11 protein-coding genes are annotated in these 12,903 nt (G+C 56.2%); 9 read left to right on the top strand and 2 right to left on the bottom strand.

What is annotated here, in order from left to right:
- Position 1: 1 nt before the first annotated feature.
- From hisIE to NUV48_10440, 9 genes are all read left to right on the top strand, one after another.
- Positions 2-664: a bifunctional phosphoribosyl-AMP cyclohydrolase/phosphoribosyl-ATP diphosphatase HisIE gene (gene hisIE, locus NUV48_10480; protein ID MCR4442565.1), complete on the top strand. Its 663-nt coding sequence runs from the start codon at positions 2-4 to the stop codon at positions 662-664.
- Positions 665-861: 197 nt separating this feature from the next.
- Positions 862-3,204, top strand: coding sequence for a UvrD-helicase domain-containing protein (locus NUV48_10475; GenBank protein MCR4442564.1), 2,343 nt, complete (start codon positions 862-864; stop codon positions 3,202-3,204).
- Between the two features lie 42 nt (positions 3,205-3,246).
- Complete coding sequence (gene ligA, locus NUV48_10470) at positions 3,247-5,259, top strand: NAD-dependent DNA ligase LigA (GenBank protein MCR4442563.1); 2,013 nt, start codon at positions 3,247-3,249, stop codon at positions 5,257-5,259.
- Positions 5,260-5,306: 47 nt separating this feature from the next.
- Complete coding sequence (locus NUV48_10465) at positions 5,307-5,639, top strand: cupin domain-containing protein (GenBank protein MCR4442562.1); 333 nt, start codon at positions 5,307-5,309, stop codon at positions 5,637-5,639.
- Between the two features lie 45 nt (positions 5,640-5,684).
- Positions 5,685-5,969, top strand: a complete 285-nt coding sequence (gatC, locus tag NUV48_10460; GenBank protein MCR4442561.1) for an Asp-tRNA(Asn)/Glu-tRNA(Gln) amidotransferase subunit GatC — start codon at positions 5,685-5,687, stop codon at positions 5,967-5,969.
- 34 nt (positions 5,970-6,003) lie between these two features.
- A complete protein-coding gene (gene gatA, locus NUV48_10455) occupies positions 6,004-7,476 on the top strand; it encodes an Asp-tRNA(Asn)/Glu-tRNA(Gln) amidotransferase subunit GatA (GenBank protein ID MCR4442560.1) in 1,473 nt (490 codons plus the stop codon).
- Positions 7,473-8,915, top strand: a complete 1,443-nt coding sequence (gene gatB, locus NUV48_10450; GenBank protein MCR4442559.1) for an Asp-tRNA(Asn)/Glu-tRNA(Gln) amidotransferase subunit GatB — start codon at positions 7,473-7,475, stop codon at positions 8,913-8,915. The genes gatA and gatB overlap by 4 nt, the downstream gene beginning before the upstream one ends.
- 24 nt (positions 8,916-8,939) lie before the next feature.
- Positions 8,940-9,692, top strand: coding sequence for a hypothetical protein (locus tag NUV48_10445; protein ID MCR4442558.1), 753 nt, complete (start codon positions 8,940-8,942; stop codon positions 9,690-9,692).
- 194 nt (positions 9,693-9,886) lie between these two features.
- Positions 9,887-11,584: an EAL domain-containing protein gene (locus tag NUV48_10440; GenBank protein MCR4442557.1), complete on the top strand. Its 1,698-nt coding sequence runs from the start codon at positions 9,887-9,889 to the stop codon at positions 11,582-11,584.
- 54 nt (positions 11,585-11,638) lie between these two features.
- Here the strand turns inward: NUV48_10440 and NUV48_10435 are convergent, their stop codons facing one another.
- Positions 11,639-11,914, bottom strand: a complete 276-nt coding sequence (locus NUV48_10435; protein MCR4442556.1) for a hypothetical protein — start codon at positions 11,912-11,914, stop codon at positions 11,639-11,641.
- Positions 11,915-11,993: 79 nt separating this feature from the next.
- Complete coding sequence (locus NUV48_10430; GenBank protein MCR4442555.1) at positions 11,994-12,734, bottom strand: FadR family transcriptional regulator; 741 nt, start codon at positions 12,732-12,734, stop codon at positions 11,994-11,996.
- Positions 12,735-12,903: the final 169 nt, after the last annotated feature.

Raw genomic sequence — 12,903 nt, 5'->3', positions numbered from 1 at the left:
GATGAAAACGATCAATGCGGCGGTGATGGACGAACTGAAATTCGACGAAAAGGGCCTGATACCCGCCGTCATCCAGGACGTAAAAAGCGGAACGGTGTTGATGGTGGCCTACATGAACCGGGAAGCGCTGGAAAGGACCCTGCGCGAGGGCCGGACCTGGTTCTTCAGCAGGAGCCGCCAGTCATTGTGGGCCAAGGGGGAGACTTCCGGCCACGTCCAAAAAGCGACAGCCGTCTATTACGATTGCGATGCCGATACCCTGCTGGTCCAGGTTCACCAGGAAGGAATGGCCTGCCACACGGGCACTTTTTCCTGTTTCAACCGCTCATTGGCGGAAAGCGGGGAAGAGGTTGCTCCCGCCTGGGCGGTTTTGTCCTGGCTGGAGGAACTGATCAGGGAGCGCAGAGAGAAAAGGCCGGCCGGTTCCTACACCACCTGGCTTTTTGAACAGGGGACGGACCAGATCTTAAAAAAGATCGGGGAGGAAGCCACCGAAGTGGTCATTGCCGCCAAGGGCGGCCAAAAAAGCGCCGTCGTCTACGAGACGGCCGACCTGCTTTACCACCTGCTGGTGATGTTGAGGGAAAAGGACATCGAACTGAAAACGGTCTGGGAAGAGCTGGCCAAACGGCACGGCAAAAAGAAGGCTGAATACGGCGATTAAAAAAAGAGGTCCAGGGACTGGTCCCTGAACCTATAGAGTGGAGGAGATAAGAGGAGTTGTTCATTCTAAGTATGTCCAGCTTTATTTTTTTTATGCAAAAAAGTTTTGATGAGTAATTTCCCGGGCAGTGATAAAATGTTAATGGTGAGGCAACGGGATATGCTCGGCAAAACTTGCTCCAGTGAGGAGGACAAATCGTGGCAGGTGAAATGAAGCTGGTTGAAGAATACTGGCAGTTGAGGAACACTATCCGTCAACGGCTTTTTGCCCACCTGAACCCGGAACAGTTCAGGGCGGTGGAGAGCGGCAAAGGGCCGGTGCTTTGCCTGGCGGGGGCCGGCTCGGGAAAGACCACGGCCATGGTTTACAGGGTGCTGCACTTGTATCTTTTCGGTTCCGAATACAACCCCAAGCCGCAGCCTCCGGTTTCGCTGTCCTGGGAAGACATCGGGGTCATGAAGGACTGGCTGGCCCAAAACCAGGGAGAAACGGCGGGGCGGCTGCCGCACGGCTTAATCAGGCTCATCAACGGCGAGGGGGTGCCTCCGCGTTCCATCCTGGCCATCACCTTTACCAATAAGGCGGCCGGGGAAATGCAAACTCGCCTGGAAAACCTCCTGGGCGGCGCCGCCCGCGAGATGTGGGTGATGACTTTCCACAAAGCCTGCGTGCGCATCCTGCGCAAGGAGATAACGCTGCTCGGCTACACGCCTGATTTTACGATCTATGACGACCAGGACCAGCTTCAGGTGGTCAGGAAAACGGCGGGCGATTTAAACCTGGACGAAAAGCAGTTTGCGCCCCGGGCCCTCTGCGCGCTGATCGGGCGGTTCAAGTGCGAACTCACAAGCCCGGCCGAGGCGCGGCGCCAGCCGCTTGACTACTGGCGGGAGCGGGGAGTCAAAGTCTATGAACTGTACCAGCAAGAACTGGAGAAAAACAACGCCCTGGATTTTGACGACCTCATCATGCTTACCGTGCGGCTTTTCAAGGAGCACCCGGATGTACTGGAGCGGTACCAGGAGCGTTTCTCGCATATCCTGGTGGACGAGTACCAGGATACCAATCATGCCCAGTACATGCTTGTCAACTTGCTGGCGCAAAGGAACCGCAGCCTGTTTGCGGTCGGCGACGACGACCAGTCCATCTACGGGTTCCGGCAGGCCGACGTGCGGAATATCCTGGAGTTCGAACGCGACTACCCCCAGGCCAGGGTCATCAAGCTTGAGCGAAACTACCGGTCAACCGGCCGCATACTGGCGGCCGCCAACGGGGTGATCGACCACAACAGGGCGCGCAAGAGAAAAACACTCTGGACAAAAAACGCGGAAGGCGAGCCGCTTCTGCTGTACCGTGCCGAGGATGAGCATGACGAGGCCCGCTTTATAGGCGAAAGGATAATCGAACTGGTGGAAAAAAACGGGCGATACCAGGACTCGGCCGTGCTGATCAGGACCAACGCCCAGTCAAGGGTACTGGAAGAATGGTTTATGAAAAAAGGCATACCCTACCGGATCGTCGGCGGTCAAAAATTTTACGAGCGCATGGAGATTAAAGACATCCTGGCTTACCTGAAGGTGCTGGTCAATCCCGGCGACAGGGTGAGCCTGCTGCGCATAGTCAACGTGCCGCGCCGGGGCATCGGCGAGGCCACCATCCAGAAAATCGAAGAGTTTGCCGCGTCCGCCAATCTCAGCTTATACGAGGCGTTGAAGCAGCCTGACGGCGCGGGCTTGAACCCAAAGGCCGCCAGGGATGTCACGGGGTTTACCCGGCTGTTGGAAAGGTTTCGAGCGTGGGCGGGCGAGGTCCCGGTAACAGTCCTTACTGAAAGGATCCTGGCCGAGACCGGATACCTGGAAGAGCTTCTTAAAGAAAACACCATTGAATCGTTAAGCAGGGTGGAGAACCTGAAGGAGTTCTTGACAGTTGCCCAGGAATACGACGAGCGGACCGGCGAGCCATCGTTGAGCGATTTTTTGAGCCAGGTGGCGCTGGTCACTGACCTGGATGCTTACGAGGAAGAGGCGAATGCGGTTGTCGTCATGACCATGCACACGGCCAAGGGTCTGGAGTTTACCAATGTATTCCTGGCCGGCCTGGAAGAGGGCATCTTCCCGCATGCCCGCAGCCTGCTCGACGACCAGCTGGAAGAAGAGCGCAGGCTCTGCTATGTGGCCTTGACCAGGGCCAAAGAAAGGGTGTATCTTATACATGCCCGGCAGCGCAACCTTTTCGGGCGAAAGAGCTATAATGTGCCCTCCCGCTTCCTGGAGGAAATACCCCCGGGTTTGTGGGAAGAATATAAAAAAGAGACAGGCTTTTTTAAGACCACGCCGGCGGCGCCTCCCGCAGCGTTTCACGGTACTGGCGATTTCGGTTTTCTTCTCGGCGACAAGGTGGAACATAAGAAGTGGGGGCCGGGCGTGATCGTGGGCACACGCGGCCAGGGCGAGGATACCGAACTGCAGATCGCCTTTCCGGGGCAGGGGATCAAGACGGTGCTGACCCGTTACGCCCCGCTGCGGAAGGTGAAGTGAGGAAGGGGGATCAATGTGTCCCAGCAGGAAAAACTGGAAATAATGAAAGAGCTTGTGGAAAAACTTAACCGTTATGCTTACGAGTATTATACGCTGGATGCGCCGACGGTCAGCGATGCCGAATACGACGCGCTATATGACCGTTTAAGGGCGCTGGAAACGGAGACGGGGGTCGTCCTGCCCGGTTCGCCCACCCAGCGCGTCGGGGACGCCGTGCTGGACGGGTTCAAAAAGCACGTCCATAAAGCGAAGCTGTGGAGCCTGGACAAGGTCCAGAGCGATAAAGAGCTCCGGGAGTGGGAAAAGCGCCTGCTCAGGATGATCAAAGAATACGAAGACCAGAGCGGTGAAAAGCTGCCGCCGCTTTCCTATATTGTCACCCTGAAATTCGACGGGCTGACCATCAATCTCACCTATGAAGGAGGAACGCTGCGTCACGCGGCTACCCGGGGAACGGGAGAGGTGGGCGAGGAGATCCTTCCCCAGGTGCGGACCATCAGGACGGTCCCGCCGCGCATCAAGAGCCCTTACTCGATGGAAGTGAGGGGGGAGGCGCTCATGACCAAGCAGGCCTTCGCCGAGTACAATGCCCGGGCCGAAGTCCCGCTTAAAAATTTGCGCAACGGCGCGGCCGGCGCCCTGCGCAACCTGGACGTAAGGGAAACCGCCCGCCGGAAGCTTATCGCCTATGTCTACGATATTGGCTACTGGGACGGACCGCCTTTCAACTCGTACGATGAGGTCCTCTCTTTCCTTGAGGAACAGGGGTTGCCGGTCCACCCGTACCGTAGGAAGTGCGCGAGCATAGACGAAGTGATCGCAGCGACAGCCGCTGCCGCCGCCGAGCGGGATTCTTACGACTTCGAGATTGACGGCCTGGTAGTGGCCGTCAATGACTTGCGGATCCGCGAGGTTGTGGGGTACACGATCAAATTCCCGCGCTGGGCCACGGCCTACAAGTTTGAAGCCAGGGACGCCGCGACGACCTTGCTGGACGTGGAGTGGAACGTGGGCCGGACCGGCAAGGTAACGCCCACCGCCTTGCTGAAGCCGGTGGAGATTGGCGGGGTCACCATCAGGCGGGCAACCCTCAACAACATGGACGACATCCAGCGAAAGGGCGTGCGGATCGGCGCCGGCGTTTTTGTGCGCCGGGCCAATGATGTCATCCCGGAAATCACGGGCGCGGCGGAAGGAACGCCGGCCGGGACAAAGGAAATTGAACCTCCCGGCCGCTGCCCGGCGTGCGGCTCGCGCCTGGTCCAGGACGGCGCGCACCTTTATTGCGAAAACTCGCTCTCCTGCAAACCGCAGCTGGTAAAAAGCATTGTCCATTTTGCGAGCCGGGAAGCCATGAACATCGAAGGGTTCAATGAAAAGACGGCCCTGCAGCTTTTTGAAAAACTGAACATCCGCGAGATTTCCGACCTTTACGGCCTGTCGGAAGAGGACCTCCTGCCTCTTGAGAAGTTCAAGGAAAAGAAGGCCGCCAACCTGATTTCGGCAATAAAAAACAGCAGGGAGCCGGAACTTGACGCCTTCATTTACGCCCTGGGCATACCTCATGTCGGTAAAAAGACCGCTACCGACCTGGCGCGCGCCTTTTTATCGCTGGAGGCCTTGATGCGGGCCACCCGCGAAGAACTGCTGGCTGTCCCGGACGTGGGCGAGGTCGTGGCGGACAGCATCAGCGGCTTTTTCCGGGATGAAAAAATACGAAGGAGCATCGAAAAACTGCTGGCGGCCGGGGTGAAGCCGAAAGAAACGAAACGGGCCGCGGCGGAAAATCCTTTCCGGGATAAAACAGTGGTGGTGACCGGCACCCTCCGGCGCTATACCCGTTCCGAAATCGAAAAGCTTCTAAGCGGCCTGGGAGCCAATGTCTCCGGGAGCGTCAGCAAAAAGACCAATTATGTCATTGCGGGAGAGAATCCCGGTTCCAAGCTGGACAAGGCCCGCGCCCTGCTTGCCGCGGGCGGCGCGCAGCCAAAGATCATCGGCGAGGATGAATTGGAGGGGTTGCTGGAGCAGTACCGAAGCCAGGAACATGATTAATTATTTAAGAGCTGTTCAAGCGAGACTCACGGGAGGAGGAAAGAACCATGTCCAGAGGCAAGGTGAACAGGGCGGGGGAAGCCGGCTACAGGCAAATGCTGCCAGGCGTCGAACGGAAAACGCTGGTGTACGGGGACAACACCCTGTTAAGCGAGTTCAGACTGTCAAAGGGCGCTGCACTGCCGGCGCACAAACATCCCCAGGAGCAAACCGGGTATCTCGTTGCCGGCCGCATCGTATTGACGGTCAACGGGGAGAGGCATGACCTGAAACCCGGCGACAGCTGGGTGATCCCGGGAAATGAAGAACACAGCGTGGAAGTTGCAGAAGATTCTCTCACAGTGGAAACATTTTCCCCGGTAAGGGAAGACTATATTTGAACGCGGCATTTGAAATTAACCGGCGAAACGAGGGTGGTGAATCTGATGAGAATAAGCGTGCGGGAAGTGGAACACGTGGCCATGCTGAGCCGCCTGGAGCTCTCGGCCGAGGAAAAACAAAAGTATGCCGAAACTTTAAGCGCGATCCTCGAATACATGGAAGTCTTGAACCAGGTCGATACCGGCGGGGTGGAACCGACGGCCCACGTGCTGCCTCTCAAAAACGTTTTCCGGGAAGACAGGCTGGAGGAGTGCCTGGCAAAGGAACTGGCCCTGGCTAATGCCCCGGAAGAGGAAGACGGCTGCTTCAAGGTTCCGCGGCTGGTATAGATGAAGCTTTTGATGAGAGAGGAGAGATGGCGCTTTGTCCTTGACAAGCCTGACCGCTCACGAACTGGGCGAGCTGTTGAACAAACGGGAAATAAGCAGCGTTGAACTGACCAAGGCTTATCTGCGGCGGATCGAGGAGGTTGACGACCAGGTCAGGGCCTTTCTGACCGTTACCGGGGACCTGGCCCTGAAGCAGGCTGCCGAAACCGACGAAAAGAGGGCGCGCGGCGAGAAACTGCCGCCACTGGCCGGCATACCCATGGCTATGAAAGACAACATGTGCACCAAGGGGATCAAGACGACGTGCGCTTCCCGGATTCTATACAATTTCATACCGCCTTACGACGCGGCGGTGACGGAAAGACTCCTGGCCGCAGGCGCCGTGCTGCTGGGCAAATGCAACCTGGACGAGTTCGCCATGGGATCGTCCACGGAAAACTCCGGCTTTTTCGCCACCAGGAACCCGCATGACCTCCGGGCCGTGCCGGGGGGTTCAAGCGGCGGCTCTGCCGCCGCGGTGGCTGCGGGAGAAGCGGTTTTTGCCCTGGGGTCCGACACGGGGGGGTCAATCCGGCTGCCGGCCGCCTTTTGCGGCGTCATCGGGTTAAAACCCACCTACGGCAGGGTTTCCCGCTACGGCCTGGTGGCCTACGCCTCTTCCCTGGACCAGATTGGACCCCTGACCAGGGACATGAGGGACTGCGCCCTGGTCATGAACGTCATCGCGGGCCATGACAAACGGGATTCCACCTCAGCCCCCCTCGAGGTGCCGGATTACACGCGGTTTTTGGTTGACGACGTCCGGGGACTGAAGATCGGCCTGCCCAGGGAATACCTGGGCGAAGGTCTGGATGATGAAGTGCGCGGCTGGGTGAAACGGGCCGCCGAAACGCTGGAAAAACTGGGCGCCGTTTGCGAAGAGGTTTCGCTGCCCCATACCAGATACGCCCTGCCCACGTATTATATCATTGCTCCGGCCGAGGCCAGCTCGAACCTGGCCCGGTATGACGGCGTCCAGTACGGGTTGAGGGTCGAGGCTGGCGACATCGTTTCCATGTACAGCAAGACGCGCAGCCAAGGGTTCGGCGAAGAGGTGAAGCGCCGCATCATGCTGGGCACTTACGCCCTGAGTTCGGGCTACTATGACGCGTATTATCTCAAGGCCATGAAGGTCCGGACACTGGTGAAACGGGATTTCGACCTCGCTTTTGAGAAGTACGACTGCCTGCTCACTCCCACCTCTCCCACACCGGCCTTCGAGGCGGGGGAGAAGACCGCGGACCCGCTCACCATGTACCTGTCTGACGTCTGCACGATCCCGGTAAACCTGGCGGGGATTCCTGCCCTCTCCATTCCTTTTGGCCTTGTCGGGGGCAGGCCGGTAGGCGTGCAGCTCATCGGGAAGGCGTTCGACGAAGGGACCCTCATGCGCGCCGGCTACGCCCTGGAGCAGGGGACGGACCTGACCAGGCCGAGGCCTGTGCTGGAAAGGACGGTGGAAGAATGAACCGGCAGTATGAAACCGTGATCGGCCTGGAGATTCACGTGGAACTGAAGACGATCACCAAGATATTCTGCTCCTGCCCCACCGCCTTCGGGGGCGAGGCCAACACCCACGTCTGTCCCGTTTGCCTGGGGCTGCCGGGCGTGTTGCCGGTATTCAACGAAAAGGTGCTGGAATTTGCCGTGAAGGCGGGGCTGGCCTTAAACTGCGAGATCGCGTCTTTTAGCAAATTCGACCGTAAAAACTACTACTACCCGGATTTACCCAAGAACTACCAGATCTCCCAGTATGACCTGCCCATCTGCCGGAACGGTTTCCTGGAGATAAATTCCGGCGGCGGGACCAAAAGGATCGGGATAACCAGGGTGCACATGGAGGAAGACGCCGGGAAACTCCTGCACGGCAGTTCTTCCATTGTCACTTCCGGCTATTCCCTGGTCGACCTAAACCGGACGGGGGTGCCGCTGATCGAGATAGTCTCCGAACCGGACCTGCGCTCGGCGGAAGAGGCCAGGGCTTACATGGAGAAGCTCAGGTCAATCCTGGAGTACCTGGACGTGTCCGACGTAAAAATGGAGCAGGGCTCGCTGCGCTGCGACGCCAACGTCTCGCTCCGTCCGCTGGGCACTGAAGGGTTGGGGACCAAGACGGAAGTGAAGAACATGAACTCTTTCCGCTCGCTGCAGCGGGCGGTAGAATACGAGGCGAAACGGCAAAGGGAAATACTGGAGGAAGGCGGGCGCGTCATCCAGGAAACGCGGTCCTGGGATGAGGAAAGAGGCGTTACCGTCTCCCTGCGGAGCAAGGAGGAAGCCCACGACTACCGCTATTTCCCCGATCCGGACCTCGTCCCCATCGTCATTGATCCCGGCTGGGTCGCCAAGCTTAAGGCCTCCCTTCCCGAGCTGCCCGATGCCCGCAAAGAGCGGCTGGTCAGGGAAATGGGCCTTCCGGAATACGACGCGTCGATCATCACGGGCAGCAGGGACCTGGCTGACTACTTTGACGCGGTGGCGGCGGAGTTCAACGAGCCGAAGACGGTTTCGAACTGGCTCATGGGCGAGCTGCTGAGGCTGTTGAACGCCAGCGGGATGGAAATGCGGGAAAACAAAATCGCGCCGGCCGATCTGGCAGCCTTGCTGAAGCTGCAGGCCAGTGGGGCCATCAGCGGGAAAATGGCCAAGGCCGTGTTTGAAGAGATGTTTGCGACGGGAAAAAGCCCCGAAACCATTATCAGCGAGCAGGGCTTGGCCCAGATTTCCGACGAGGGGGCGCTGGCGGCGATTGTCGATAAAGTAATTGCCGGCAACCCCGGGCCGGTGGCGGATTACAAGAGCGGCAAGGAGAAAGCCATGGGTTTCCTGGTGGGACAGGTCATGAAAGAAACGAAGGGCCAGGCCAACCCGGGTCTGGTGAACAAACTCCTCAAAGAAAGGTTATGATTATCAGGGAAAGGAGCAAGGGGTGTGGCCCGGTTGAAAAGCGGGTTTTTTGGATTACTGGTTGTAGCGCTGGCGGGGCTGATGAGTTATGCCCTTTCCCTGGGTGTGTTTGCCGGTTTGAAAATCAAGGGGTACACCTACCTTTTCCGGGCCACGGAGCCTTACGACCTGGTGATCAAGCATGCCCGGATCCTGGACGGGACCGGCGAAAACGGGCCGTTCCGGGGAGACATCGCCATCCGGGACGGCTATATCTGCGGGGTGGGTTATATCAACCAGAAGAACTCGCCTGTTTTTGACGCCGGCGGCCTCACGGCCATTCCCTGGCCGTTGCAGTTTAACAAGGAGGACGGGTTCGTGGAGCACCTGCTGAAGACCAGCTATCCCCGCTACGAGGCAGGCGAGATTTACTTGCTTGAGGGGCCTTACCGCGGCCTCAGCCTGGCGGAAGCGGCCAGCGCGCTCGGCGTATCCCCCGGCGAGATGTTTTTGCGCCTGAGTGGCGAGTACCCGGCCGGGTCCAAGGTGATCCTGGTCCCGCAAAGGGAACCGGCGGGAGAAACCGGAGTCAAAGAACTGCTGGCCGGTCTCACCTCGTTCAGGGCGGAGGTGCTGGGAGAAAAGGACCGGGGCGCCGTCAAAGCCGGCTGCCAAGCGGACCTGTACCTGTTCAAAACCATGGATTATCCAGAGGAGAAACTGCTTCAACTCCTGAAGCGCGGCAGTGTGCCGGAACCTGTTTTCCGCCTGCGGGCCGGAAAATTTCTTGATATGTGATTTGACCATGGCCATAATGCGGGCAGGGGACTTGTCCCCTGCCCGCTGTTGGCGGCTGCAACGATGAAAACATATAAAAACTGTATGTAACGTGATATAATACTGATGTGTTATTAGAAATTTCAGTCAAACCGGTTTTTCATCGAATCCGCGGAAAAGCGAATGGGGCGAAGGCGAGAAAGAAGGGATAGCAAATGCCTGAAAGATTGGCGGATCTCACAATGGGTCAGTTGATAGAAACGTTCCCGCTGCCGTTTTTTGTCATGGACCAAGAAAAGATCGTGCTATGCAACCGAAAGGCGGTTAAGGTGTTCGGCTATAAGACAAAGGAGGAATTACTGGGAAGGCCGCCTTATGAACTTTCGCCAGAGTTCCAGCCGGACGGCGAGGAGTCAATAACCAAGGGCCGCAGGATGATTGAGACGGCTTGCAAAGTTGGCTGCCACCGGTTTCGCTGGCTGCATAAACAAAAAAGCGGGAAAGAGTTTCTTTCCGAGGTTGAGCTGTATGCATACGGGGCTACGGTCTGCGCCACAGTAATAAATATTGAACACGTGGAACGGCTGAAAAAAGAACGCAAAAAACTGTTCAGGAAACTGAAAAGGCAGTCAATCCAGGATTACCTCACGGGGTTGTGCAACAAGCGGCATTTCGTTGAACGGCTTGAAGGTTTAATCATACAGGCCGAGGAAGAACAGAAGACATTTGCTGTAATGTTTATTGATCTTGATAACGTTAAAGAAATCAATGATACCATCGGCCACCACGTTGGCGACATGGTGCTCGCGAAGGCGTCCAGGCTGCTGAAGAGATCGGCGCCAAGGGGTTCGTTGTTTGCCAGGTACGGGGGAGACGAGTTCGCGGCGGTTGTTCAGGGGCCTGATGGGGCGGACGAACTGCTGAACATGGGCCGTAAAATGCTGGGCGTCCTGCATTCTCCAATAATGGTTGACGGCTACGAATTTTACCTTTCAGCCAGCATCGGCATTGCGCGGTATCCTGCTCATGGGCAGGATGCCGCCACCCTGCTTAAAAATGCCGACATGGCTATGTACAAGGCCAAGAAGTCCCCGGCCGATAATGGCCGGGTGGTTTTGTTTTCTACGGGGTTGGGCAAGGAAATCCGAGAGCGTTTCCTGCTCGAGGCCGAGATGAGGAATGCACTGGAAAAAGACGAGTTTCAACTGTTTTTTCAGCCGGTCATCGATCTGGGAAGCATGAGGATCGTTGCTGCAGAGGCCCTGCTGAGGTGGAATGGCAGGCTGCTGGGGAGCGTGCCGCCGGACAGGTTTATCCCTGCGGCGGAAGAGATGGGGCTGATCCATGCTTTGGGAGAGGCCGTTCTCCGCAAAGCGTGTGAAGCCATAATCAGGTGCAAAAAAGCGGGGGACTCCAGCCTGCCTATTGCGGTGAATGTTTCGTCCAAACAACTGGAGGCCAGCAACTTCGCGGCCAGGGTAAAATGGCATATCGACCATTATGGCCTGAAGGAAGGGGAACTGGAATTTGAAATCACAGAAAGCGCTTTGGCCGGCGATTTGGCTATTGTGAACGAGAACATTGAACAGCTGAAAAAAATCGGCATTCCTTTAGCACTGGACGATTTCGGGACGGGTTTTTCTTCTCTTAAAAGGCTGGTGAGTTTCAGCATTGACAAGCTGAAGATCGACAAGTCATTCATCCAGCGGATAGAAAACGAAAAAGAGAAAAAGATCGTCAAGGCCGTACTGGCTATAGCCCAGGACTTGGACATCCAGGTAGTGGCCGAGGGCATTGAAACCGAGCGGCAGCTGGAAATAATAAAAGGCCTGGGCTGCGGATACGGGCAGGGGTATCTGTTCAATAAACCGATGCCCTGGGATGCTTTTTATAAACTGATGCACGGGGAATGAACGCCCCGTGCTGTTCAACCGGCGCCCGGCATGGGCGCTTATTTGTTTTGTTTCTTAGCCTCCATACAACTCGACTGTCAATAGTAGCTGCCCTTCGCTAGGTATGATAGTGTCCAAGCCCTGGCGATCAAATATATTTGTCCCATTAAGGATGAGTAGAAATCCGGGTTTTACACGGCTTGCATTGTCGAGGATGATATCAGCCGCATTTGGTTTGCCTGTTGCGGAAAGGTGCCGGATGAACTGCCGGACCGTGATGTTGTCCGTTTCAATGCGCATTTTGCTGGGGATGCCGTCCAAAACTCCCATATTATAAAAGAAAAATCCCAATTCACTTTCCTCCTTCCTGCTCACCGGAAAATTTCCGGACCGGTGACCGCTTGAGGCTGGAGGGTCTGCGGGCCGGGGGTTACCGGCCTTTTCGTTTCCCGTTCCGGACCTCCTGGTTAACAGCAGAAATCAGCCCGAATGTTAGGATGTGTTCTTTCATTTGACGGAATGCCGCTTCCTCATCCCCGCATTCAATGGCGTTAAATATTTTTTGATGGGCCTGTTGGTCTTTGACGTGCTTCTGAATGTTCGGGTTGGGATTCAATAGCGGCACGTTTTTTTCCAGGTAGGATATCACGGAATTTAAAATTGCTATCAAGACCGGGTTCCTGGAAGTCTGGGCGAGTATGTAGTGAAACCTGAGCTGAGCGTCCACGTCGTATACGCCCTGGTCTATTAACCGCTGGCCGTGCTCAATCACATCTTCTATTTTTTCCAGGTCTTCGGCCGTTCTGTTTGCGGCGGCCAGCCTGGCAATTTCCGGTTCGATAATCAAGCGGGTTTCCGAAATGTGATGAAAGGAAACGTCTCCGTACCGGTAAAAGACGCCCAAAGAGTCTTCTACCGTTTTGTTGTTGACCTCGATAATAAAAGCTCCGCCCTCAACCCCTCGTTTTATCAGTAATAATCCTTCTTTTTCGAGTATTCGAAAAGCTTCGCGCACAGAGACCCTGCTGGTTGAGCACCGTTTGGCCAGGGCCCTTTCACTTGGCAGTTTATCCCCTGGTTTAAGCGTTCCATTGTATATGCTTTGCTTGATTTGCGCCGCCAGCTCTTCCGCAACTCTCATTCTTTTGATCGGACCAAATAATTCCGGCATTTTGAGGTATCACATTCCTTTTTAACCTGATATTAAATTTAGGATAGATTTAAATAGGATAGACCATTTAAATTGTGCATTCTTTTCTTACTCTTGTCAAGGCCAATAAAAACCGAGCTTTTTGCGATGTAAGCTATTTTTATGATTTTCTAATCGCAAATCAAGCATA

The organism is Peptococcaceae bacterium (assembly GCA_024655825.1).
GTDB lineage: Bacteria > Bacillota > Peptococcia > DRI-13 > PHAD01 > JANLFJ01.
The sequence above is the reverse complement of the archived record's forward strand: the minus strand, read 5'-3'. Positions and strand labels throughout refer to the sequence as shown.